This is a genomic window from Nonomuraea cypriaca, from assembly GCF_015645445.1.
In the GTDB taxonomy this organism is placed as follows: domain Bacteria; phylum Actinomycetota; class Actinomycetes; order Streptosporangiales; family Streptosporangiaceae; genus Nonomuraea; species Nonomuraea cypriaca.
In genome coordinates, this window is record NZ_JADOGI010000171.1 from 1 (window position 1) to 22,722 (window position 22,722).

General features: G+C 69.8%; 23 protein-coding genes. 11 read left to right on the forward strand and 12 right to left on the reverse strand.

The genetic code is table 11. The annotated features are described in order from the left end of the window. The coding region (locus tag ITP53_RS39425; protein WP_195900573.1) for a helix-turn-helix domain-containing protein at nt 1–287 on the forward strand (287 nt) is incomplete at its 5' end. 4 nt (nt 288–291) lie between these two features. On the opposite strand, the gene ITP53_RS39430 is transcribed toward ITP53_RS39425, so the two are convergent. Further along, complete coding sequence (locus ITP53_RS39430) at nt 292–915, reverse strand: TetR/AcrR family transcriptional regulator (RefSeq protein WP_195900574.1); 624 nt, start codon at nt 913–915, stop codon at nt 292–294. Between the two features lie 278 nt (nt 916–1,193). Here ITP53_RS39430 and ITP53_RS39435 point away from each other — a divergent pair, with 278 nt between their 5' ends. After that, entirely contained in the window at nt 1,194–2,621 is a 1,428-nt protein-coding gene (locus ITP53_RS39435) for an aldehyde dehydrogenase family protein (RefSeq protein ID WP_195900575.1), read from the forward strand. Nucleotides 2,622–2,633: 12 nt separating this feature from the next. Here the strand turns inward: ITP53_RS39435 and ITP53_RS39440 are convergent, their stop codons facing one another. Then, nucleotides 2,634–3,716, reverse strand: a complete 1,083-nt coding sequence (locus ITP53_RS39440) for a trypsin-like serine peptidase (RefSeq protein WP_207757060.1) — start codon at nt 3,714–3,716, stop codon at nt 2,634–2,636. 55 nt (nt 3,717–3,771) lie between these two features. Further along, nucleotides 3,772–4,818 (reverse strand): trypsin-like serine peptidase, encoded by a 1,047-nt coding sequence (locus tag ITP53_RS39445; protein WP_195900576.1) that lies wholly within the window; start codon nt 4,816–4,818, stop codon nt 3,772–3,774. A gap of 195 nt (nt 4,819–5,013) precedes the next feature. Between ITP53_RS39445 and dxr the strand changes: the two genes are divergently transcribed. Beyond that, complete coding sequence (gene dxr, locus ITP53_RS39450; RefSeq protein WP_195900577.1) at nt 5,014–6,204, forward strand: 1-deoxy-D-xylulose-5-phosphate reductoisomerase; 1,191 nt, start codon at nt 5,014–5,016, stop codon at nt 6,202–6,204. A 39-nt stretch (nt 6,205–6,243) separates the two neighbouring features. Beyond that, on the forward strand, nt 6,244–7,407 hold the full coding sequence (ispG, locus tag ITP53_RS39455) for a flavodoxin-dependent (E)-4-hydroxy-3-methylbut-2-enyl-diphosphate synthase (RefSeq protein WP_195900578.1): 1,164 nt from the start codon (nt 6,244–6,246) through the stop codon (nt 7,405–7,407). A 5-nt stretch (nt 7,408–7,412) separates the two neighbouring features. Here ispG and ITP53_RS39460 read toward each other — a convergent pair whose 3' ends face one another. Next, complete coding sequence (locus ITP53_RS39460) at nt 7,413–7,901, reverse strand: ATP-binding protein (protein WP_195900579.1); 489 nt, start codon at nt 7,899–7,901, stop codon at nt 7,413–7,415. 227 nt (nt 7,902–8,128) lie between these two features. On the opposite strand from ITP53_RS39460, the gene ITP53_RS39465 reads away from it, so the two are divergent. Together ITP53_RS39465 and ITP53_RS39470 are read left to right on the forward strand one after the other, a co-directional pair. Further along, complete coding sequence (locus ITP53_RS39465; RefSeq protein ID WP_195900580.1) at nt 8,129–9,703, forward strand: hypothetical protein; 1,575 nt, start codon at nt 8,129–8,131, stop codon at nt 9,701–9,703. Between the two features lie 78 nt (nt 9,704–9,781). Continuing rightward, entirely contained in the window at nt 9,782–9,928 is a 147-nt protein-coding gene (locus ITP53_RS39470; RefSeq protein WP_195900581.1) for a hypothetical protein, read from the forward strand. A gap of 174 nt (nt 9,929–10,102) precedes the next feature. Here ITP53_RS39470 and ITP53_RS39475 read toward each other — a convergent pair whose 3' ends face one another. The 6 genes from ITP53_RS39475 to ITP53_RS39500 are packed head-to-tail and all read right to left on the reverse strand — an operon-like array spanning nt 10,103 to nt 15,465. Further along, the gene (locus ITP53_RS39475; RefSeq protein WP_195900582.1) at nt 10,103–11,320 is read right to left on the reverse strand and encodes a cytochrome P450 family protein; all 1,218 of its coding nucleotides are present in this window, start codon (nt 11,318–11,320) and stop codon (nt 10,103–10,105) included. Further along, the gene (locus ITP53_RS39480) at nt 11,227–12,549 is read right to left on the reverse strand and encodes a cytochrome P450 (protein WP_195900583.1); all 1,323 of its coding nucleotides are present in this window, start codon (nt 12,547–12,549) and stop codon (nt 11,227–11,229) included. The genes ITP53_RS39475 and ITP53_RS39480 overlap by 94 nt, the downstream gene beginning before the upstream one ends. After that, on the reverse strand, nt 12,546–13,070 hold the full coding sequence (locus tag ITP53_RS39485; RefSeq protein WP_207757061.1) for a GTP-binding protein: 525 nt from the start codon (nt 13,068–13,070) through the stop codon (nt 12,546–12,548). Before ITP53_RS39485 ends, ITP53_RS39480 begins: the two co-directional genes overlap by 4 nt. A 34-nt stretch (nt 13,071–13,104) precedes the next feature. After that, on the reverse strand, nt 13,105–13,455 hold the full coding sequence (locus tag ITP53_RS39490) for a DUF742 domain-containing protein (protein WP_195900584.1): 351 nt from the start codon (nt 13,453–13,455) through the stop codon (nt 13,105–13,107). Further along, on the reverse strand, nt 13,452–13,859 hold the full coding sequence (locus ITP53_RS39495; protein ID WP_207757062.1) for a roadblock/LC7 domain-containing protein: 408 nt from the start codon (nt 13,857–13,859) through the stop codon (nt 13,452–13,454). Before ITP53_RS39495 ends, ITP53_RS39490 begins: the two co-directional genes overlap by 4 nt. Nucleotides 13,860–13,914: 55 nt before the next feature. After that, the gene (locus tag ITP53_RS39500) at nt 13,915–15,465 is read right to left on the reverse strand and encodes a histidine kinase (protein WP_195900586.1); all 1,551 of its coding nucleotides are present in this window, start codon (nt 15,463–15,465) and stop codon (nt 13,915–13,917) included. A 636-nt stretch (nt 15,466–16,101) separates the two neighbouring features. On the opposite strand from ITP53_RS39500, the gene ITP53_RS39505 reads away from it, so the two are divergent. From ITP53_RS39505 to ITP53_RS39520, 4 genes are all read left to right on the forward strand, one after another. Next, nucleotides 16,102–16,551 carry a MarR family winged helix-turn-helix transcriptional regulator gene (locus ITP53_RS39505; protein WP_195900587.1) on the forward strand — a complete coding sequence of 150 codons (450 nt, stop codon included), beginning with the start codon at nt 16,102–16,104 and terminating at the stop codon, nt 16,549–16,551. After that, nucleotides 16,548–17,954 (forward strand): MFS transporter, encoded by a 1,407-nt coding sequence (locus tag ITP53_RS39510; protein WP_207757063.1) that lies wholly within the window; start codon nt 16,548–16,550, stop codon nt 17,952–17,954. Before ITP53_RS39505 ends, ITP53_RS39510 begins: the two co-directional genes overlap by 4 nt. 121 nt (nt 17,955–18,075) lie before the next feature. Beyond that, a complete protein-coding gene (locus ITP53_RS39515) occupies nt 18,076–19,653 on the forward strand; it encodes an alpha/beta hydrolase (RefSeq protein ID WP_328817236.1) in 1,578 nt (525 codons plus the stop codon). Between the two features lie 71 nt (nt 19,654–19,724). Then, nucleotides 19,725–20,567, forward strand: a complete 843-nt coding sequence (locus ITP53_RS39520; protein WP_195900595.1) for a GNAT family N-acetyltransferase — start codon at nt 19,725–19,727, stop codon at nt 20,565–20,567. 35 nt (nt 20,568–20,602) lie between these two features. On the opposite strand, the gene ITP53_RS39525 is transcribed toward ITP53_RS39520, so the two are convergent. Together ITP53_RS39525 and ITP53_RS39530 are read right to left on the reverse strand one after the other, a co-directional pair. Further along, nucleotides 20,603–20,980, reverse strand: coding sequence for a DUF3037 domain-containing protein (locus ITP53_RS39525; RefSeq protein ID WP_195900588.1), 378 nt, complete (start codon nt 20,978–20,980; stop codon nt 20,603–20,605). Beyond that, the gene (locus ITP53_RS39530; RefSeq protein ID WP_195900589.1) at nt 20,977–21,786 is read right to left on the reverse strand and encodes a HipA family kinase; all 810 of its coding nucleotides are present in this window, start codon (nt 21,784–21,786) and stop codon (nt 20,977–20,979) included. The genes ITP53_RS39525 and ITP53_RS39530 overlap by 4 nt, the downstream gene beginning before the upstream one ends. A 75-nt stretch (nt 21,787–21,861) precedes the next feature. Here ITP53_RS39530 and ITP53_RS39535 point away from each other — a divergent pair. Next, on the forward strand, nt 21,862–22,722 hold an 861-nt coding region (locus ITP53_RS39535), incomplete at its 3' end, for a serine/threonine-protein kinase (RefSeq protein WP_195900590.1).

Below are 22,722 nucleotides of genomic sequence, written 5' to 3' on the forward strand. Positions count from 1 at the left end.
GGCAGGGGGTGCTCGGGTTGATCGATCGGGCCGCCGCGCAGGCGTTCGCGACCGCGTTGCTGGCACCGCTCACCGAGTACGGATCCCGCGCCGACCTGGTCGAGTCGCTGCGCGCGTACCTGGAGAGCAACGGCCACTGGGACGCGGCGGCACAGCGGCTGGGCGTGCACCGGCACACCCTGCGGTACCGGATGAGACGCGTCGCCGAGCTGCTCGGCCGTGACCTCGACGACCCCGGAGTGCGGGCCGAGCTGTGGCTCGCACTGGAGGCCGTCAGACGCGGGTAGCGGGTTACTCCTTGTCCACCCTGTAACGGGAGACAATCGCGGACGTCACCGCCTCGTACGTGCGCCCGTCACGCAGATGACCGGCGCGTTCCAAACTGATCGCCCCCTGGGCGCCCGACCACAGCGCGTCCGCGATCTTGCGGGGCTGGGTCGGGACCAGGTAGCCGGCCGAGATGCAGTCGGCGATCACCCGGTCGAGGATGTTCAGCGCCGCGCGGGCCAGGGTCCTGGCGCGCTCGCTGGGTTGGAAACCGGGGATGGCCCGCTCGAACATCAGGCTGTAGTAGCCGGGCTCGGACAGACACGCCTGCCGGTACGCCGGCCCGAGCGCCGCCAGATGCTCGAACGGGTTACGTCGCTGTGGCACTGCCTCCAGAAACCGGCGGAAGCGCTCGAACCCCTCCAGATAGAGCGCCTCCGCCAAGCCCTCCCTGTTGCCGAACATCGTGTAGATGACGGTCGTCGTGCAGCCTGCCTCCGCGGCGATCCTGCGCATGGTGAGGCTGTCTGGACCGTCGGTCTGGAGCAGGTTCACCGCCACGTCGAGGAGGCGGGAGCGGAGTTCGTCATGGCCGGCGCGCTCACCCAGGAGGTAGGCGCCCTGCAGTCCCAGCGGCGCCGAGGTCATGAGACCTCCCTTGCGGCCAAGGAGGTGACCTCACGCTGTTCGGTCACGGGGCCCACGCCTTTCTGATCGGGGGCCCACCGCGCTGGAGACCCGCATCCGATGACTTAGCCATGGCGGAGATCCCTCAAACCACTCCGCATGGTAAACATCCCGAATTAGGTCTACTTCTGTTACATCATGGGTATACCTGAGGGCTTGTACTTAACGGTGAGCTCTCATGTGAGTCTTGTGCACCATGGTGTGATTCCCCGATCCCCGGCTTGGCATAACGTCGAGGTATGGACGTGCGTACCTTCTGGCTGGCCGGCCGCGCCGCGACCGGGGACATCGAGCTCACCGTGACCAACCCCCATGACGGCCGCGAGGTCGGCCGGCATTCCGTACCGACGGACGCGCAGGTCGAGGAGGCCGTCGCGGCCGCCCACGCGGTGGCCAGGCAGGCCGCCGCGCTGCCCGTACACGTACGCGCGGAGGCCCTCGCCCACGTCGCGCGCCGGCTGGCGGAGCGGTCGGAGGAGATCGCGCGGCTCATCACGGCGGAGAACGGCAAGCCGATCTTCTGGGCGCGTGGCGAGGCGAGCCGCGCCGTGGCGACGTTCCGCTTCGCCGCCGACGAGGCCCGCCGCTGGTCGGGCGACGTGCAGCGGCTCGACACCGAGCCCGCCGCGACCGGGCGGCTGGCGTACGTGTCGCGCGTGCCCTACGGCCCCGTGCTGGCGATCAGCCCGTTCAACTTCCCGCTGAACCTCGTCGCGCACAAGGTCGCCCCGGCCATCGCCGTCGGCGCCCCCGTCATCGTGAAGCCCGCGCCCGCCACGCCGCTGTCCGCGCTGCTGCTCGGCGAGATCCTCGCCGAGACGGACCTGCCCGCGGGCATGTTCTCGGTGCTCCCGATCCAGAACGAGCGCGCCGCCAAGCTGGTCGACGACCCGAGGCTGCCGGTGGTGTCGTTCACCGGCTCGGCCCCCGTCGGCTACTCCATCGCCGACCAGGTGCCGCGCAAGCACGTGACGCTGGAGTTGGGCGGCAACGCGGCCGCCGTCGTGCTGGCCGACGCCGACCTCGAATGGGCGGCCCAGCGCATCGCCCTCTACTCCAACTACCAGGCCGGTCAGAGCTGCATCGCCGTGCAGCGGGTGATCGTCGAGGAGCCGGTCTACGACGCCTTCGAAGAGCGCCTGCTCCAGGCCGTGTCCGGTCTCGTCGTCGGCGACCCGGGCGACGAGAAGACCCAGGTGGGCCCGCTCGTCTCGGAGGCCGCCGCCGACCGCGTGGAGCAGTGGGTCCAGGAGGCGGTCGGCGCCGGCGCCCGGCTCCTCGCCGGAGGCACCCGCGAGGGCGCGACGTTCGCGCCGACGGTGCTGGCCGACGTCCCGCGGGACGCCAAGGTGGCCTGCGAGGAGGTCTTCGGTCCCGTCATGATCCTCCAGCGCGCCGCCTCGATGAAGGAGGCGTACGCGATGGTCAACGACTCGAAGTACGGTCTGCAGGCCGGGGTGTTCACCCGCTCGCTGGACGCCGCCTTCCTGGCGAACCGGGAGTTGGAGGTGGGCGGTGTGATCGTCGGCGACGTGCCTTCGTACCGGGCCGACCAGATGCCGTACGGCGGGGTCAAGGACTCCGGCATCGGCCGCGAGGGGCTGCACTCGGCCATGACCGACTACACGTACGAGAAGGTCATGGTTCTGACCGGCCTGTCGCTCTGAGGCGCCGGCCGGTCACGCGCGGCCGGCCGCGTCGTAGAGGGCTTTGGCGGCGTCGCCGAGGTACGGCCCGTACATCGTGCGCCGGTCGCCGCTGTACTTGAAGCTGCTCAGGGACGTGATCGTGCCCTTCCCGGTGACCCCGTCGAACCCTGTCATCCAGGGGCCGCCGCTGGAGCCCGCCGTCATGTCGCAGCCCAGGCCCTGGTCGCGGGTCTCTCCGTACGGGTCGTTCGCCAGCCGCCCGGCGCAGTAGACCAGGTCGCCGCCGTCGTACGGCGGGTCGGCGGGGTAGCCGAAGCCGAACGCCTGCCCGCCGCGCGGCGCGTTGAACGCGATCTCCTGCGTGCCCACCACGTCCGCCACGTGCCTGCCGCGGGAGGTGCCGAGGGCGACCATGCCGATGTCGTAGTCGTCGTCGGCGCTGCTCGACCACGGGCCGGCCACGAACATGCGGCGGGCGGGATAGCGGCCGTACGGATGGGGGCCGTCGGTCCCGTAGCCGGGCACGAACGTCCAGTTCGCGGCCCACCCGCCGGTGCCGTCCTTGACGCAGTGGCCGGCGGTGACGACGAGGTCCTTGTTGGCGCTCCTGACCGTGCTCGCGGAGCAGACGAAGTCCGCTCCGCCCACCGTCAGGAACACCCGGCCCGTCGTCCTGGCCACGGCCCCGCCGGTGGCCCAGCGCGAACCGACGGTGCTCGCGTCGGGCCTCGCCGCCGCTTGGTGGCGCGGAGCGGCGAGGTCTCTCGGGAGCGCGGCGTTCGTGCCGGAGACGGGGGAGACGCGGGAGACGCCGGGGGCGGCGAGCGGGCGGGTCCGGCCGACGAGGCGGCCCAGCAGGCCGTCGCGGCCCGTGACGAGGTCGAGCAGGCCGATGGGCAGGGCCCTGGCCATGCGTTCCTGCGTCCAGTAGTCGAGCACGCGGCGTTCCTCGGCCGTGGTCCCTGCGGCCACGTGCTCGACTATCTGGCTGGTCCGCGCCGCTTGAACGGGCAGGTCGGCCTGCCGCGGGCCGGGCGCCGCGCCGAGGAGGACGGTGCCCATCAGCCCCGCCAGGAGCGGGGCCGCCGCAAGCAGGGGGGTGCTCAACGTCATGCCCCCCGAGTGTGCACCACGAGATGTGTTCTTGAGACTACTTTCGGTGAATACCTCAGAGTGCGTTGGTGGTTTGCGCGGCCTGGTAGACCGCTTGGGCCTCATTTCCGAAATAGGGGCCGAACATCCAGTTGGGGGCGAAGTTGTATTTGAAGCTGTTGACCGAATTCTGCGTGCCGAGACCGGTCGACTCGTTGAAACTCAGCATCCACGGACCACCGCTCGAACCACCGGTCATGTCGCAGGTCAGCCCGTGGTCGTCCGACATCAGGTAGTCGTCGAAGGTGCGGCCGCTGCAGTAGATCAGCTTCGAGCCGTCGTACGGCGCCGCGGCCGGGTAGCCGAAGGCGTACATCTGCTGCCGTCTTCGCTGGTTGAACGCCAGTCCCTGGCCGCCCACGGCGTCGACCAGCGTCTTGCCCTGCAGCGGCGCGACCACGGCGGCGGCGACGTCGAAGTCGACGTCCTCGCGGGCGTTCCACTGCGGCGTGGTCAGCAATCTGGTGGCGGGCCAGGTGCCGAAGGGGCGCTGGCCGCTGTCGTAGCCCGGCACGAACACCCAGTTCGTGTGGAAGGCGCCGTTCAGCCTCACGCAGTGGCCCGCGGTCATCACCACGCTCTTGTTGGCGCTGGTCACCGCCGAACCCGAGCAGGACGCGTTCCTGCCCTGGGTGGTGAAGAAGATCCGCCCGGTGGTCTTCACGACGGCGCCGCCTGCGGTCCACCGTGCGCCCGGCGACCTCGCCGCCAGCAACTCCCGGTCGCCGCCCGCGACGGCGGTGGGCGCGGCCGTCCACGGCGTGCCGCGTGTGGGCTCGGCGGCCTCACCCGCGGAAAGCTTCGCCCCCTGCTCGGGGCGGGGCGCGTCCAGCGGTTCGGCCGCCTCCATCCGCCCCTCGGTCCAGTACGACACGACCTGCCGCCGCTCGGTCGCGGAGTCGGCGGCCGCGTGCTGCGCGGGTTTCGGCCGCGCCGGGGCATTCGACGGTGACGCTGCCTGCGCCACTGCCGGGGCCGCTGAATGTGCCGTGCTCGCGGGGAGCAGGGCGGCGCTGCCCGCGGCGAGGCTGAGGACGGAAAGAAGGGCGACTCTGCGGTGCATCAGGTACCTCCAGAAACCGGATCAGAGGTTGGAAGGTAGCCGTCGCAATATCCATATTTCTCGGGAACTGCGCATACCGATATAGCGATATTCGGTCATAAATGGACTGAGTTATCTCGCGTCACATGAGCACGGGAATTCTGGTCCTGGGGTGCCACGTGCCCGAGTGCGCTCCGCAGCGGGGACAATGGACGGGTGCATGCTGAGATCCGCCGCTCCGTAGTCGTGCTGGGCTCCACCGGCTCGATCGGCACCCAGGCCCTCGACGTCATCGCCGCCAACCCGGGCGGGTTCAAGGTCGCCGGGCTGGCGGCCGGAGGCGGCAAGGTCGAGCTGCTGGCCAAGCAGGCGGCCGAGTCAGGGGCCGAGGTGGTGGCGGTGGCCGACGCCTCGGTCGTCGCCGATCTGAAGGAGGCGCTGGCCGCGCATGGCGCCCGCCCCGTCGTGCTCGGTGGCCCTGAAGGGGTCGCGGAGGTGGCGGCGTGGGAGTGCGACATGGTGCTCAACGGGATCACCGGCGCGCTGGGGCTGACCTCCACGCTGGTCGCGCTGGAGGCGGGCAGGACGCTCGCGCTGGCCAACAAGGAGTCCTTGATCATCGGCGGGCCGCTGGTGAAGCGGCTGGCCAGACCTGGGCAGCTGCTCCCGGTCGACTCCGAGCACTCGGCGCTGCAGCAGTGCCTGTGGGCCTCGGGGCCGGACGACCACGACCCGTCGAGCGTGCGCCGGCTCGTGGTCACCGCGAGCGGCGGGCCGTTCAGGGGGATGAAGCGCGAGGAGATGGCCGACGTCACGCCGGAGATGGCGCTGGCCCACCCGACCTGGTCGATGGGGCCGGTCATCACGATCAACTCCGCCACCCTGGTCAACAAGGGGCTGGAGGTGATCGAGGCGCATCTGCTGTTCGACCTGGACTTCGACAGGATCGAGGTGGTGGTGCACCCGCAGTCGGTCATCCACTCCATGGTCGAATACATCGACGGCTCCACCGTCGCCCAGGCCAGCCCGCCCGACATGCGGTTGCCGATCGCGCTGGCGCTCGGCCACCCGCACCGCATCCCCGGCGCGGCGCGGGCCATCGACTGGACCAGGGCGCACACGTGGACGTTCGAGCCCCTCGATGACGTGGCGTTCCCGTCGGTCGCGCTGGCCAGGCACGTCGGCGGCGAGGGCGGCACCGCGCCCGCCGTCTACAACGCGGCCAACGAGGCGTGCCTGACGGCGTTCATGCGGGGCGATCTGCCGTTCCTGGCGATCGTCGACACCGTGGCCAAGGTCGTCGAAGAACACCGGGTCACGCCCGCCGAATCCGTGGAAGAAGTGCTCGCGGCCGATGCCTGGGCCCGCACCCGCGCGGCCGAGCTCACGGCGCGGCAGTCCCGCTAGCTACCTAAACTGGAAAGCGTCGTCACAGTAAGGGTTGAAATGTCATCTGTAGCTCTCGGCATCCCGACGGTACGCACCAAGCCGCTCGCCGAACGCCGTCACTCTCGCCAGATCATGGTCGGCAGCGTGCCCGTCGGGGGCGACGCGCCCGTCTCGGTGCAGTCGATGACGACCACCGTGACCGCCGACGTCAACGCCACGCTGCAGCAGATCGCTGAGCTGACGGCGTCCGGTTGCCAGATCGTCCGCGTCGCCGTGCCGTCGCAGGACGACGCCGACGCGTTGCCGCTCATCGCCAAGAAGTCGCAGATCCCGGTCATCGCCGACATCCACTTCCAGCCGAAGTACGTGTTCGCCGCCATCGAGGCCGGCTGCGCGGCCGTCCGCGTCAACCCCGGCAACATCAAGAAGTTCGATGACAAGGTGGGCGAGATCGCTCGGGCGGCCGCCGATCACGGCGTGCCGATCAGGATCGGCGTCAACGCCGGGTCCCTCGACCCACGCCTGCTGCAGAAATACGGCAAGGCCACGCCCGAGGCGCTGGTGGAGTCGGCGTTGTGGGAGTGCTCGCTGTTCGAGGAGCACGGGTTCCGCGACATCAAGATCTCGGTCAAGCACAACGACCCCGTCGTGATGATCAACGCGTACCGGCTGCTGGCCGCCAAGTGCGAATACCCCCTGCACCTGGGCGTGACGGAGGCCGGTCCCGCGTTCCAGGGCACGATCAAGTCCTCGGTGGCCTTCGGCGCGCTGCTGGCTGAGGGCATCGGCGACACGATCCGGGTCTCGCTCTCCGCGCCTCCGGTCGAGGAGGTCAAGGTCGGCGCCCAGATCCTGGAGTCGCTGGGGCTGCGCGAGCGCGGCCTGGAGATCGTCTCCTGCCCGTCGTGCGGCCGGGCGCAGGTGGACGTCTACACGCTGGCCGACCAGGTCCAGGCGGGCCTGGAGGGGATGAAGGTCCCGCTGCGGGTGGCCGTCATGGGTTGCGTCGTCAACGGGCCGGGCGAGGCCAGGGAGGCCGACCTGGGCGTGGCCTCGGGCAACGGCAAGGGCCAGATCTTCGTCAAGGGCGAGGTCATCAAGACCGTGCCGGAGTCCCAGATCGTCGAGACCCTGATCGAGGAGGCCCTCCGGCTGGCCGACGAGATGGGCGTCGAAGTCGACCTCGACGACGAGGCGAGCCCCACCGTCACCGTCAGCTGACCTCTTCACCCACGGATCCTGGCCCAGACCTTGTGACCTGCCGCGTCGCCGCCCTCGTACCCGACCTGATCAGCGAGCGCGGCGACGACGGCCAGGCCCCTGCCATGCTCGGCGTTGGTCCGGCACCGGATGCCGAAACACGGAACTCCACCCCAGCCGCAGTCGTAGACGGCGATGGTGGTCGTTGTGGTGGTGCGGGTGATCTCGACGATGAAGGTGCCGTCGGGGCTGCCGCTGCTGGTGTGTTTGATGGCGTTGCTGCATAGTTCGGCGACGATCTGCTCGGCGTCGTCCTGGCAGGGGGCGTCGGCCAGCAGGTAGCGGGTGAAGTGGCGGGCGTGGGGGACCTGGTCGGGGGTGCCTGGGAAGGTACGCCGCCAGGTCAGGCCGCCGGGGTGCAGGTCGATCATCGCGTTCACGTGTTCACGCCGGACCGGCTCCTGGTCACGTTGCCTGGGCACGGATGGGGCGGCGAGCTTGGTGTTGTCAGGCACTGGGTCGTCCTTCCGGCCGGTGGCTGGGGTCAGCTGCAGGATGCCCCAGTGGCTTCCTCATCGGAATCTCCATCACGGGCCTGCTCGCCACTGCGCTCGGTATACGTGCTGACCTGCGCGAATTCAGGAGGATCGGAGCTCGACCTCCCTCAAGGCCGGATCCACTCGATCTCTCTGTAGTCAAAGATGTACACTGCGTGCGCAATCCCAGCGGAAAGGGGTGAGTCATGTCAGGTGAGGGCTACCAGGTGCTGCTTCGAGCCCGAACGTCGAGCAAGCGCCTTCGCGAGAAGGGCTTCACCTGGGATCAGATCGCCGACGTCCTCGCCCTCACCCATACGGTCAGCCCCCTGCGGCTCTACCGGCTGGCGCACGGCCGCACCGCCGCCGAGGTGGTGGCCCTGGTCAACGATGTGGACCCGGTGGGCACGGCCTGTCTGCGCGAGCCACGGCTCTACGACTTCGAGGCCTGGCCGGAGGTCGGCCGCCGACCGCCCGCACGCCTCCTCGTCATGCTCGCCAAGATCTATCAGACCGCCGCACGGAGCCTGGTCGGCGACGAGATCTTGGCGTCGTACGGCGACGTGGACCGAGGCCAGATTCATGGTGCGGACTTCCGCGACCTCGACGGCAACCGGCGGCCATCCCCGAATCGGGCCGGCCGTGTCACCATGGAGGCGAGCGCAGCAGTAAGGCCCGCTGACAAGTCGGCGCTGGACGGTCCGGCGTGTGTCCACTTGCTGCGCGCCATCGGTGCGGAGGAGACCGACGTGAAACGACGGGAACTGCTCTTCGAACTGGCTCTGGTGCTCGGCGGGGCTCAAGCCCTGGATTTTCTGCGGATCCTCACCCCCAGTGAGGGGGAACGCCTGGCCGGGGTGCTGCGCAACACCTGGCGGGTGGACGAGGCGACCGTACGCACCTTCGAGAAGCTCACCATGCACGCACGTCAGGCCGACGACCAGTACGGGCCCGCGACACTGCTCCCGGTCGTGAACGGGCACCGCACCGCCCTCGCCCAGGTCCTCGCCCGAGAGACGATGCCGCCCGCACTGCACGACCGGCTGCTCGGTGCATATGTACAAATGTCGCAACTTGCAGGCTTCTTCGCCTTCGACCTTCTCGACTACGAGACGGCCGACTGCGCGATGAAAGACGGGCTGCGGGCAGCACTCGAGCTTGGCGACCCGACGTCGATCAGCTATCTGCACTGCTGGCTGGGAAATATGGCCGCTTATCAGGACATGGCATCCACGGCTTTGGACCACGCCTTCGCCGCGCGGAGCTGGACTGCCCGGTCTCGGAGCAAGCTGTTGCGCGCGATGAACGACTCTCTGCTGTCAAAGGCGCACGCCGCCGTCGGTGATGTCGCGGAGAGCGCTCGGGCGCATCACAGCGCGGTCGCTCTGGCCGGTTCACCGAAGGGTGGCGAGCCTGGCTTCCTGTACTGGGTCTGTCCTTTGACGGTGGAGCGCAATGCCGCCTCGGCGCTGGCTCGGCTGAAACTGACCAGGCCCGCTGTGGCGGCGGGTGAGCGGTCTCTGGCCGGGCTCGGTCCTCAGCTCAAGCGGGACCGTGGGTTCGCACTTGTCTGGTATGCCGACGCTCTGATCCTGGCCAAGGAGATCCCGGAAGCCGCCGCCAAGCTGACGGAGGCCGCCGACATCTCCTCACAGCACAGCTCAGCCCGCCTGACCGATCAGCTCACGAAAGCACGAACCCGGCTGGCGCCATGGTCGGACAACACCCACGTTCGTGAGCTGGATGAGACGCTGCGGGCCCGCGGGCTTCTCACCGCTTAACTAGCGCGAGTCCGGGTGCGTGTCGCCCGAGACCACACAGCCTCCTCGAACGCCAGTCTCGGCAGCGCGAAATGCGCGTTGACCTCAGCGTCAATCCCACCGCGATCAGGACGCGGGCCGCTGCCGAGCACGGAGGCGCCGTTCGAGGAGTCCAAGATCCTGGCGCCTGCCGGGCTCATCGCCACCCGCGAGGAGAAGGAGGCGATGGCCAGGTCAGGGACGTAGCCAGGTCTCCGTCGGCCAGCCCTCGCGCCGCCAGGCGCTGTCCTAACATCCACTCGAGGGACAGCGGATGTGGTTGGACCCGCCGGACAAGATGCCCGGCTGGGTCAACACGTGCGAAGTAGCTGGTGAGCCCGCCCGGTTGCTTGAGCACGGCTCCCGCAGGGGAGCCGTGCGTCAGCGGTGCAGGAGGACCGGCAGGGGGTTCCAGCCATGCGCGATGAAGGACGGGACGTGCGTCAGCTCCGCGTCCTCCACGGCCAGCCGGAGGTCCGGGAACCGGGCGAACAGCGCGGGCAGGGCGGTGAGCGCCTCCTGACGGGCGAGCGGAGCCCCGATGCAGCGGTGCACGCCGATGCCGAAGGCCAGGTGTTCCTCGTGTTCCTTCGTCGGGTCGAACCGGTCGGCGTCCGGGCCGTGCTGGTCGGGGTCGTGGCCGGCCGCCAGGTAGCTCGTGATGATCGCGTCGCCCGCCTCGATCCGTACACCGCCGATCTCGATCGACTCGATGGCGAACCGTAGCGGTAGGTTGCCGATCGACGGTGCCCAGCGCAACGTCTCTTCGATCACCGCCTCCCAGGAGATCTCGCCCGCCAGGACGCTCTGGAGGTGCTCCGGATGGGTGAGCAGGGCGTGCACGGTGTTGCCGATCAGGTTGACGGTGGTCTCGTGCCCGGCCGCGATGAGGAGCAGCAGGGTGTCGCGCAGCTCGTCGTCGCTGAGCGAGTCGCCGCTGTCACGGACGTTGATCAACTCCGTGGTCAGGTCGTCGCCCGGGTGCTCGCGCTTGTAGTCGACCAGGGCCGGCAGCACGGTGCCGATCTGAGCCGCCGTGCCCGCCGCCTGCTCCGGGGTGGCGGTGGTGTCCATGATGGCCTCCATGATCTGGGCCATCTCCGCCCGCATGTGCTCGGGGACACCGAACAGCTCGCAGATCACCCGCATCGGCAGCGGATGGGCGTAGGCGCTGCGCAGGTCGACGACCTGGCCAGGCGGCAGCGCGGCCATGGCGTCCAGCAGCTCGGAGACGAGCCCTTCGACGATGGGCTGCATGGCCTTCGTACGGCGCACGGTGAAGCTGGGAGCGATCAACTTGCGTAGCCGCCGGTGCTCCTCGCCATAGGAGCTGAGCATGTTGGATACGCCGATCCAGGTCATGATCCAGGTCCAACCGGGCTCGGCGGCCACCTGGGGCAGCAGCCGCCAGTGCCGCTTGTCCTTGCTCACCAGCGGATCGAGGATGAGCTGCTTGAGCAGATCGTGCCGGGTGACGGCCCAGGCCGGAATGCCTCCTGGGAGCTCTACGAGGACCAGGGAGCCGAGGTCGCGTAGCCGGCGGACCTCGCCGGCGAGATCGGCTCCGAAGGGATCAAGGACGACGGGGGCTGTGCCCAAGGGGTATCTCCTGGCTGATCGGGACGGATAGGAGTGAATCGCACCGGCAGGTGAGCCAGCGCACGGTGGAAGGGGCCGGGCCGCCACTCCAGCTCCTCGCGCGGCACGGTCAGTTCGAGGTCACACAGGTGAGAGGTCAGGCGTTCGATCGCGGTCATGGCGATGACCACTGCCGGGTCGCTGGCCGGGCAGCGGTGCGCCCCAGCGCCGAAGCCCAGGTACGCGCCGCCGTCGGACCGTAGCTCGTCGGGCACGATGACAGGCTCGGTGTTGGCCGCCTCGTAGGAGACGAGGACCAGTTCGGCCGGCTGGATCCAGGTGCCGTGGAAGTGCACGGGCTGGAGCACGAAGTACGGGCCGTAGTTGGACATGGCCGGCTCGACACGCAGGGCTTCCATCAGGGCGTCGTACGTGCTGAGTGCGCCGTTGGTGAGCGAGCTGTAGTAGCGGTCGTCGCTGACCATCCGGGAGATGGTGTTGGAGATCAGGTTGGCCGTGGGCTCGTAACTGGCGGCCACCACGAGCACGAGGGTGTGCGCCAGCTCGTCGGGCTGCAGTGCGGCCGGATGGTCGATGAACCAGGAAGTCAGATCGTCCCCCCGCTCGGCGTACTTGGCCTGGATCAGCTCGCCGATGTAGCGGGTCAACGCGTCGCTGCCCCGCGCGCCCGTCTCGCCGTCAGCCTCCATCAGGTCCGACAGGGCCTGGGTCAAGCCGGCGCTGTCGGAGTCGGGCCGTCCGAAGAGGAGGTTGAAGATGCGGGCCGGGATGAGCCTGCCGAAGTCGGAGACCAGGTCGGCCTCGCCCTTTGCGGCGAACTGGCTGATGAGCGAGTCCGACACCTCGGTCACCAACTGGCGCAGCTTGTGCGGCTGGATCTGCTGGAAACAGTCGGAGATCGCCTTCCGGTAGCGGAAGTGCGTGGCCCCGTCGGAGAACAGCGCGTTCGGGCGGTGGCCGAGCATGGCGATCATCCCCGCGGCCTCCGGGGTGTCGGGGAGCCGGGACTGCCAGGCGCTGGGGTGCTTGCTCCAGACGCCACCGACGTTGGTGAGCACGTCCACGGCGGCCTGGTACCCGATCACCAGGTGGGCCTCGACGCCCGGAGCGATCTCCACGGGCGCGACCGCGCCGTGCCTTCGGCGTAGCTCCGCGTAGACCGCCTGCGGGTTCCTCGCGTACTCGGCTCCGTACAGGTGCCCGGCTCCGGGCATATAGCGCAGGGTCATGACAGCACCAGTTCTTTGATGTGCTCCACCAGCGCGATCAGCGAGGCGCGGGCAGAGGAGGGATCTCGGGCGTCGCACACCACCAGCGGCGTGCGGGGGTTCAGGTCGAGCGCGTCGCGCAGGGCACCCGGCGGGTAGTCCGGCGAGTCGGGGAAGTGGTTGACGGCCACCGCGTAGCGGATGCCGGCGCTCTCCACCAGATCGAGGACGGCGAAGCTGTCGTCGATGCGGCGGGTGTCGGCCAGCACCAGCACCCCCAGCGCGCCGCGGACCAGCTCATCCCACAGCACCTGGAACCGGGTCTGTCCCGGCGCTCCGAACAGGTAGAGCACCACGCCGGGCAGGGTGAGACGGCCGAAGTCGATGGCGGTGGTCGTGGTCGTCTTCTCGTTCACGCCGGTGAGGTCGTCGACCAGCGTGCCCGCCTGCGTGAGCACCTCCTCTGTGTTGAGGGGCTTGATCTCCGAGAGCGCGCTCACGATGGTCGTCTTGCCCACGCCGAACGGCCCCGCGATGACCAACTTGACCGGGATGTGTTCGGCACTGATACGGCTGTCAGAGAGCGCGGAGGCCACTGAGCACCAACTCCAAGATCTCGATGTCGGGCAGGTCGGCGGTCGGCGGATCACGAGTCAGCAGCGTTCCACCGCCGACCAGCCCGGCGACCAGCAACCGCACCACGCAGTACGGCAGGTCCAAGTGCGCGGCGCACTCGTACACCGACAACGGCCCGTCCTGCAGCAGGGCCAGCAGATACGACCCTGGAGGATTCAGCCCGTTGGCAGGGGCGTCGGGCGCGATGTAGACCAGGGTCGTGCGCTCGACGTTGATGTGCTCGGGCACGTTCAGTCTCGCGGCGGCCATGTAGTCCGGGACGACCCGCCGCCGCTGCCGTCCCGAGGTCATGGCCGGGTGCCCGGGACTCTGGCCGCGCTGGCCTCGTCGAGAGCCTTGATCAGCTTCTGCACCTGGAGCTGCACCTCGTAGGCCAGTGAGCCGATGTTGGCCGCTCCGGTTGCCGCGACCACGAGGGCGGCGCGGTCGCCGGCCGGGGCGATGTAGTAATAGCCGCTGCCCGCGGAGATGACGATGTCCACCACCTCGCTCTCGGCGCTGTCGCTGAGGCCGCTGCACAGGGCACGCGCGGCCCCCAGCACGGAGCTCGTCATGGCGGCGGCGCGTTCACCGCTCTCGGTGGTCAGGTCGGCCGAGCCGCCGAGGATGAGCCCGTCACGGCTCAGCACCACACCGCGGGCGACACCGGGCAGGGCCAACAGGGGCGACAGGACCCACGACACGTCGAGGGCCAACGGACGACCCTTGGTCTGAACACGGCTGGAAACGCTGTGAGCGTCCATGGTGCGGTCAGTTCCCTTCGGTGAAGTCATGCTGCTGGGACGGGAGCGCCTCGCGGCGGCCCGCTTCGGCTCCGACCTGGAAGTCTCCCCACCGCTTCTGAGCCTCCTCCGGGGTGGTGAGCGGCTTGCCGGCGGCGTTGTCAGAGCCGCCGGAGCTTCCGGGGGGCCTGGAACTGGACGCGGCGCGCGGCGACTGGCGGCGGCGCTGCGGCAGCGCCGCCAGATCCTCCGCCGAGGCCCGCCGTTGTCCGGGCGCGGCCAGAGGTTCCTGATGGGACGCCGCCGCGGACTCAGGACGTCCGAAGGAGGCCACATGCTCCGGTCGCGAGGACGCCACGGGCTGCGGCCGGATGGCCGTGGCGGCGGACGGCACGGCGGCGCGGACCGGCTCGGGTGCCAGTACCGACGGCCGGCTGTCTTCCGGCATCTCCACCAGCAGGGTGGTGGGAACGCTCAGCACGGCCTGGACACCGCCGAAGGCGCTCTTCTTGGTCGTGACCTGCATGCCGTAGTGCGCGACCAGGCGGCCGATGGCGGCCCACCCGGTGCGGGGCGGGTTGCCGAGGTCGACCAGGCGTACCGGGTGGGTGCCGCTCAGGAGCTGGCTCGCCCGGGCATATTGCTCCTCGTTGAGGCCGACGCCGGCGTCGTCGATGACGACGGCGGCGCCGTTGTTGGTCTCGTGCACGGCGATGGTCACCTTGAGCGTGCCGTGGGAGTGGTGGACCGCGTTGGCCAGCAGCTCGGAGATGATGAACAGGATCGACTCCGCGGCGCGGGCGGCGACTCCGATCCGGCGGCGCAGGTGGTTGGCCGGGCCCTCGATGCGCAGCTCGAAGTTCTCCACCCGGGAGATGGCGCCCACCACCAGGTCCACCAGATAGGTGTCGTCACGCGACAGGCCGGGCGTGGCGCCGCAGGCGATGCCGGTGACCTGCGCGCGCCGGATGATCAGTTCGTTGAACATGTCGAGCCCCAGTACCTCGCGCAGCAGCGCCGTGTCCTCGTCGCTGCTGTAGCGCTGTTGCAGGTCGGCGAGCAGGTCCTGGGCGCGCAACGCCTGGGTCTGGGCACGGGACATCGCGCCCCTGACGACCGCCTGGGCCGCTTCGTCGATGCGCTCACCTTCGTCGCGCACGCCGCGGGCGAACACGTCCAGGATGGCGCGGTGCTGCTTGTCGATGTCCGTGCCGGCGAGCGCCTGGTTCTGCACGCCGGGCACGATCACGTGCGGGGTGCGCAGGTGGGACAGCAGGGCGGGAATCCGCTTCGAGATCAGGTGCTCGGTCTCGGCGCGCACGAGGTCCTGCTGGGTGCGCGCGTCGCGCAGCGCCTTCGCGCCGTCTTGGGCCCGGCGTTCGGCCTCCAGCAGCCGCTGGCTTCTGGCGCTGGTCTCGCGTGTCAGGTGCGTCTGCGCCTGACGGGCCTGATCGAGTTGCCCACGGAGCTGGGCGAGGTGCCGGCGTACACGCACGTGGATGATCACGACGCCCGCGAGGGCGAGGATGAATACGGCGAAGGCGATCACTATCGGGGCACTGAAGGAGTCTGGCGGCATGACAGTCCTGGGGTCGGTGGGCCGGCGGGGAAGGGTCGACCGCTGAAGGGCCTGTGTTAGCGGCGCATGTCGCTCTTACGGGGCGCGGGGCGGCCGGGCGGAACCGCGTCGGAGTGGCGCGCGCTCTCCCGTGTGGCCGACACAGTTGCCTGCCTGGTGTGGCTCTGCCTGAGGTATGGCGGCGCCAAGCAACATCGGCATCCTCGGTCTCACTGGGACGACGGCCTTAGGGAAGATCCAGTATTCCGGTTAAGTCACGATAGTCAACCGTGAGTGAGGCCACCTGTGCGTTCGGCATCATCACTCGTCAAACTGTCAAGATCGACATCAAGTGTGGTGATACCCGCTCTGACCTGGGACTCCACGCCGATGGGTCGTCCTCCGCAGACGGTCCCTCGGCACGCGGTGTTACTGGGGTCGTGCAGACAGTGCACTTGAGGATGAAGGCCGGTCCACTCGTCCGGCTTCTCATCCTGCGTCGCCAGTCGGTTCGTCGCCGCTTCCTCGGTCGCGCCGTCAGCACATGGCCGATCAGGAGCCGGGCGAGGGCGAGTGGGGCATACGGTTCATAGTTAGGCATGTCACATTATCCAGCTGAAACTGCACAGTTTGTGCTGAAGGTTTTAGCGTGGAGGGATGGACGAGGGCAACGCGCACACCACCGAGTTGGCGGCGCGGGCGGCGAGTGAGGTGTGGGTCGTCGTCAGCCGCCTGCGCCGGCGGCTCAAGGACGTGGTCGGCGAGGGTGACCTCACCCCGGCGCAGGCGTCCGTGCTGGCCCGGCTGGACAAGGAAGGCCCGGCCTCGGCCAGTGATCTGGCGGTGGCCGAGCGGGTGCGGCCGCAGTCCATGGCGAAGATCGTCGTGGCGCTGGAGCAGTCCCGGCTGGTGGCGCGGCAACCAGATCCAGGGGACGGGCGCCGTCAGCTCATCAGCCTGACCGAGAGCGGGCGTGAGCACCGGCTCGGCGTCCGCCGGGCCCGCCAGGAGTGGCTGGCGGGGGCGCTGGGGGAGCGCTGCACCGAGGCGGAGTTGCGTGCCGTCATCGAGGTGATGGCGTTGCTGGACGAGGTGGCGCACTCGTGACGCGGACCTCGACGTGGTTGGGCGGCAGGCGGCGCTCCGCCGGTGCGGGGTTCGATCGCAGGCTGATCGCGCCGATGATCCTGGGCTCCATCCTCAACCCGATCAACTCCGCGATGCTCGCGGTGGCCCTCATCCCGATCGGCCAGGCCTTCAATGCGGCGCCGTCGGAGACCGCCTGGCTGATCACCGGCCTCTACGTGGCCACCGCCGTCGGGCAGCCCGTCATCGGGCGGCTGGTGGACGCCTACGGCCCGCGCCTGCTCTATCTGACCGGTACGGCCCTGGTCGGCGTCGCCGGGTTGATCGGGATGCTCGCCCCGGAGCTGTGGGTGCTGATCCTCTCCCGGGTGCTCCTGGGATTCGGGACGTCGGCCGCGTATCCGGCGTCGATGTTCCTGCTGCGCACCGAGTCGGAACGCACCGGCGTGCGAAGTCCGAGCGGCATCCTGGCCGCGTTGTCCATCTGCAACCAGGTGGTCTCGGTGTTCGGGCCGCCCCTGGGCGGTTTGCTGATCGGCGTGGGCGGCTGGCACTGGATCTTCGGCGTCAACGTGCCGCTGTCCCTGGCGTGTCTCGTGCTGGGCGCCCTGCGACTGCCGCGAGCGTCCACGCTCAGGAGGCAGGGGCACGCCCCAGCGGCCGAGGGTGCGGACATCACGGGCATGGTGCTGTTCGCCGCGACGCTCACCGCGTTCATGATGTTCCTGATGGATCCTGAGGTGGGCCACTGGTACCTGCTGGTGCTCACCGCCGCGGTCGGCGGCGGGTTCGTGCTGCGGGAGCTGCGCACCCCGGCCCCGTTCCTCGATCTGCGGGTGCTGGGGGGCAACCTGCCGCTGCTGGCCACGTACGTACGCCAGTTCCTGGCCTTCATCACCTCCTACGCCTTCCTGTTCGGCTTCACCCAGTGGCTGGAGGAGAGCCGCTCGCTCAGCCCGTCCGCCGCCGGCCTCCTCCTGCTGCCGATGTCGGTGGCGGCGATAGCCGTCACCGCGGCCACCGGGCGCCACCCCGAGGTGCGCGGCAAGCTGCTGGCGGGCAGTCTCGTGCAGATCGTCGGCTGCGCCGCGATGCTGCTGCTCCACGCCACCAGCCCGGTCTGGCTGCTGGTGCTCGTCGGCACGGTCCTCGGCATCCCGCAGGGCCTCAACGGCCTGGCCAACCAGAACGCCCTCTACGCCCAGGCCGATCCGGCCCGCATGGGCTCCTCGGCCGGGCTGCTGCGTACGTTCATGTACCTCGGTGCGCTGGCCGCCTCCGCCGCCAACGCCGCCTTCTACCGGGACGGCGCCACCACGGCCGGGCTGCACCACCTCGCCTGGCTGCTGCTGGCCATCGCCGTGTTGTTCCTGACCGTCACCGTCGTGGACCGCTCGCTGCGCCGCGTCGGCCGCCCGTCGTGACGCCCGGTCGCGTACTCCCTGCAATGGACTGATTACAGATTGGCAAGCCTTTCCCCATACCCAGCGTCATGACCCGGTCGCTCGGAGAACATCGCAAGGCCTATTACATGAAGGGGGCCGGGTGAAGCGGGTTTTTCGGTTCGTCGCCGGTATGGCGGTGCTCATCGCCGGAGTCGTGAGCGCGGATGGGGTGGCGGTGGCCGGCAGGGCGCCGTACACCGTGGTCGTCTGGGGAGCCTGTCCGAAGGTGGAGGGAAAGGTGGTGCCGGCCGAGCTCGAGTGCGCGACCGTACGCGTGCCGCTCGACTACCGAGAACCCATGGGCCAGACGATCAAGCTGGCGCTCAACCGGATCAAGGCCAAGGTCCCCAGGGACGGCAACCACCTCGGCACGCTCCTCATCAACCCCGGCGGCCCCGGAGCCTCCGGGCGGGACCTCACCAGGTTCGTGTCCTCGTCGCTGCCTGGCAGGCTCGGTGAGCGCTACGACGTCGTCGGGTTCGACCCGAGGGGCGTCGGCGGGAGCGAGCCGGCCCTGCACTGCGTGGACCAGGACGTCTACTTCAAACCCCCGAGGCCGGACGCGATGGCGCGCGGGCGGGACGAGGAACGGGTGCTGCTCGGCCGGGCGGCCCAGTTCGCCGAGCAGTGCGGCAACTTCTGGTCCTGGCTGCTGCCGCACCTCACCACCGAGAACTCCGCCAGGGACATGGACATGATCCGTGCCGCCCTGGGCGAGGAGAAGATCAGCTACCTGGGCTACTCGTACGGCTCCTACCTCGGCGCCGTCTACGCCACCCTGTTCCCGCACCGGGTCAAGCGGCTGGTCATGGACAGCACGGTCGACCCGACCGCCGTCTGGTACAAGGCGAACCTCAGGCAGGACCGCTCCTTCGAGCTACGCCACCGCCAGTTCCTCGCGTGGACGGCCCGGCACCACGACGTCTACAAGCTGGGCGCCACCACGAAGCAGACCTCGTTCGCCTACTACGCGATGCGCGGCCGGCTGCGCGAGCGCCCGGCGGGCGGGGTCGTGGGGCCGAGCGAGTTGGACGACGCGTTCACCACGGCCGCCTACACCGACAGGCTCTGGCCCGAGTTCGCCCGTGGATGGTCCGCGTACGTGCGTAAGGGCGACGCGCAGGGGCTGCTGGACATCTACAAGAAGCACGCCGAGAACGACGCCGCCGACGAGAACGGCTACGCGGTCTATCTGGCCGTCCAGTGCCGTGACGCGCCCTGGCCGCGCCGGTGGGACGAGTGGCGGACGGACATGACCGCGATGCACCGCCGGGCGCCGTTCCTGACCTGGCCCAACGCCTGGTACAACGCGCCCTGCGCCTTCTGGCCGGTGGCCGGCGGGCAGCCGTTCCAGGTCCACGAGTCGAAGCGGCTGCCGCCGATCCTCATCATCCAGTCCCGCGGCGACGCGGCGACCCCGTACCGGGGGGCTCTGGAGATGCGCAGGCACTTCCCGCGCTCGCGCATGGTGGTGGACATGGGGGGCAACCACGGGGTGTCGATGGCCGGCAACCGGTGTATCGATGCGCATCTGGGGGCGTACCTGACGGACGGGTCCCTGCCGCCACGCGACGCGACCTGTGCGGCGTTGCCCCATCCCCAGCCGGCCGAGCGCCAGGCGGCGGGCGGCTCGCGGGAGCACCTTCTGGGGATCTTGGAGCACGCGCGCGGGAGATGACGTCAAGAAAGGGTTACCGCGGGCATCGCCAATGAGCTATTCGGTAACCCTTCGCGTAGTCTGACCATGTGATGCTGCGTACATCGGCGTCGCGCGTGCTCGACGACAGCGACCGGGACGAAGTCCTAGCCCTGCTGGACAGCGATCCGGTCGCGAACGTCTTCGTCTCCTCCAGAGTGCGGGCGGTCGGACTCAATCCGGCGCGTCTGGGCGGGCAGATGTGGGGGTTCGGGCCGCGTGGTGGTCTCGTGTCACTCTGTTACGCCGGGGCCAACATGGTGCCGGTCAACGCCGGTCAGGAAGCCGTGCACGCCTTCGCCGACCGTGCCCGCAAGCAGGGGCGGCGCTGCTCGTCCATCGTGGGTCCTGTCGACGCGGTCTCGCTGCTGTGGGAGCGGCTGGAGCCGCACTGGGGCCGGGCCCGCGCGATCCGCTGGGCGCAGCCGGTCATGGCCACCTCGGTCCGGCCGCCGGTTCCGGCCGATCCGCTCGTACGCCGGGTGCGGCCGGACGAGTTCGACATCCTGCTGCCGGCGTGCGTGTCCATGTTCACCGAGGAAGTCGGCGTCTCACCCAACCTCGGCGACGGCGGCGCGCTCTATCGCACCAGGGTCGCCGAGCTGATCAGGATCGGCCGCTCCTACGCGCGCATCGAGGACGGCAGGGTCGTGTTCAAGGCCGAGGTGGGGGCCGTCACGCCGCACGCCTGCCAGATCCAGGGCGTCTGGGTCGCCCCCGAGTTGCGGGGGAGGGGGCATGCGGTGGCCGGCATGGCGGCCGTCGTGGAGGCCGCGATGAGCTGCTTCGCCCCCGTGGTCACCCTCTACGTCAACGACTTCAACCGCTCGGCCCGTGCCGTCTACCGCAAGGTGGGCTTCCACGAGGTCGACACCTTCATGTCCGTGCTGTTCTGAGGGCTTTGTTCCACAGGTCTGTTCCAGAGGCTGTTCTAGAGGCGTACGAGCTTGTCGAACAGGCGGGCCAGTTCGATGTCCGGGTCCGCGGTCAGGCCCGCGTGGACGGGGCCGGTCTGCACGATCGTGCTGCGCGGCGCGGTCAGCCAGCGGAACCTGCCGCCCAGCGACTCTCCCGCCAGCGGTCCGGGATCGTCGCCGCAGGCCAGCTCGTACGCGCTCAGCGCCCGGCTGACGCCGTCGAGGTCGGCGCCGGGGTCGAGGACGCGCAGCCGGGCCGGGTCGAGCTCGACCCGCGCGCACAGGTAGCCGCGCGGCTGGCAGTAGAGCAGCACGCCCGCGTTGATCAGCTCGCCCCGCTCGACCCTGGGGACCACGCGGATCACCGCGTACTCGTAGACATCCCTGGTCATCGGCCGCCTCCCCGCCAGAACTCGCCGACCGACCCGGGACCCTTGCTCGGGGCCCGCCGCTCCGATCGCACGAGCCACTCACGCGGCCCGTGTGCCCGCCGCAGCAGATGATCGATGTACGCCTCGCGTACGTCCCGCGCCGAGCCGAACCCGGGCTCCCCGTCGAGCCACTCATCGGGCACCAGCGCCGTCACGGTCTCCAGCAGTTCGCGGGTGATCCGCCCCGCCAGGTCGTCACCCGCGGCCGCCACGTCACCGGCGTACGGCGCGAGCACGTGATCGCCCGCGTCGAACGGCCGCTGGGGATCGGCCGTGCGCCAGTTGTGGTGGAACCAGAGCGCCGCGCCGTGGTCGATCAGCCACGTGTCGCGGTGCCAGATCAGCAGGTTGGGGTTGCGCCAGCTCCTGTCGACGTTGTGGATCAGGCCGTCGAACCACACCACCCGCGCCGCGAACACCGGATCGGGTGCCCACGCCAGCGGATCGAACCCCAGCGCCCCCGGCAGGAAGTCGATCGCCAGGTTGAGCCCGGTGCTGGCCTTCAGCAGGTCCTGCACCTCCTCGTCCGGCTCGCGGATGCCGAGCTGCGGGTCGAGATCGATGAGCTTGAGCTCGGGGGTACGCAGCCCCAGCCGGCGGCCCAGCTCAGCGGCGATGATCTCGGCGACGAGCACGCGGCGGCCCTGCCCCGCCTCCCGGAACTTCACCACGTACGTGCCCAGGTCGTCGGCCTCGACGACGCCGGGCAGCGACCCGCCCTCCCGCAGGGGGGTCACGTAGCGGGTGGCCGCGATCTTTTCCAGCACGAGACGAGGCTATCGCCCCTGGTTGTTCTCCTGGGTACGCGCGGCTCAGGGGTTCCCCCGGCATAATGGCGAAATATGTCCGAGCTTCGTGCCGATGATCCGCGACAGCTGGGGTCGTACCGGCTGACGCGCAGGCTCGGCCAGGGCGGCCAGGGGGTCGTCTACCTCGGCCACTCTCCGCAGGGGGCGCGGGTGGCGGTCAAGCTGCTGCACGCCAGCCTGTCCGGCGACCCGGTCGTACGCCGCCGGTTCCTCGGGGAGATCGAGGCGGTGCGCCGGGTGGCGGCGTTCTGCACGGCGCAGCTGCTCGACGCCGACCTGGAGGGCGACCGGCCCTACCTGGTCAGCGAGTACGTCGAGGGCCCCTCGCTCAGAGAACACGTGGTCGCCGAGGGGCCGCGGCTCGGCGGGTCGCTCGAACGGCTGGCCATCGGCACCGCCACCGCCCTCGGCGCGATCCACCGGGCCGGGGTCGTGCACAGGGACTTCAAACCGGGGAACGTGCTGCTCGGGCTGGAGGGGCCCCGGGTGATCGACTTCGGGGTGTCCAGGCTTGTGGACAGCGCGACCGTCACCACCAGCCACATCCCCATGGGCACTCCTGCGTACCTGGCGCCCGAGCGCATCAAGGGGGAGCCCGCCGGGCCGCCGGCCGATCTGTGGGCCTGGGGGCTGACCGTCGCGTACACGGCCTCGGGGCGGCACGCGTACACGGCGGACACCCATCGCGAGGTGCTGGCCAGGATCCTGTACGGGAAGCCGGACCTTGGGGCGCTGAGCGGACGGCTGCGGGAGATCGTGGAGGGTTGCCTGGCTCCGGAGCCGGGGGAGCGGCCGGACGCGGAGGAGGTGCTGCGGCGGCTGCTGGGGCAGGACGTCGCCGGGGACGTGCTGTCGTCCGGTGCCATGGCCGCCATCGCCCCCACCCCGTCCCCC

Coding starts and splice junctions, on each gene's coding strand:
- ITP53_RS39435 (WP_195900575.1), top strand. CDS start 1,194: ATGGACGTGCGTACCTTCTGGCTGGCCGGCCGCGCCGCGACCGGGGAC.
- ITP53_RS39430 (WP_195900574.1), bottom strand. CDS start 915: ATGACCTCGGCGCCGCTGGGACTGCAGGGCGCCTACCTCCTGGGTGAG.
- ITP53_RS39525 (WP_195900588.1), bottom strand. CDS start 20,980: ATGACCAGGGATGTCTACGAGTACGCGGTGATCCGCGTGGTCCCCAGG.
- ITP53_RS39500 (WP_195900586.1), bottom strand. CDS start 15,465: ATGCCGCCAGACTCCTTCAGTGCCCCGATAGTGATCGCCTTCGCCGTA.
- ITP53_RS39480 (WP_195900583.1), bottom strand. CDS start 12,549: ATGACCCTGCGCTATATGCCCGGAGCCGGGCACCTGTACGGAGCCGAG.
- ITP53_RS39490 (WP_195900584.1), bottom strand. CDS start 13,455: ATGACCTCGGGACGGCAGCGGCGGCGGGTCGTCCCGGACTACATGGCC.
- ITP53_RS39445 (WP_195900576.1), bottom strand. CDS start 4,818: ATGCACCGCAGAGTCGCCCTTCTTTCCGTCCTCAGCCTCGCCGCGGGC.
- ispG (WP_195900578.1), top strand. CDS start 6,244: ATGTCATCTGTAGCTCTCGGCATCCCGACGGTACGCACCAAGCCGCTC.
- ITP53_RS39505 (WP_195900587.1), top strand. CDS start 16,102: ATGGACGAGGGCAACGCGCACACCACCGAGTTGGCGGCGCGGGCGGCG.
- ITP53_RS39520 (WP_195900595.1), top strand. CDS start 19,725: ATGCTGCGTACATCGGCGTCGCGCGTGCTCGACGACAGCGACCGGGAC.
- ITP53_RS39440 (WP_207757060.1), bottom strand. CDS start 3,716: ATGACGTTGAGCACCCCCCTGCTTGCGGCGGCCCCGCTCCTGGCGGGG.
- ITP53_RS39465 (WP_195900580.1), top strand. CDS start 8,129: ATGTCAGGTGAGGGCTACCAGGTGCTGCTTCGAGCCCGAACGTCGAGC.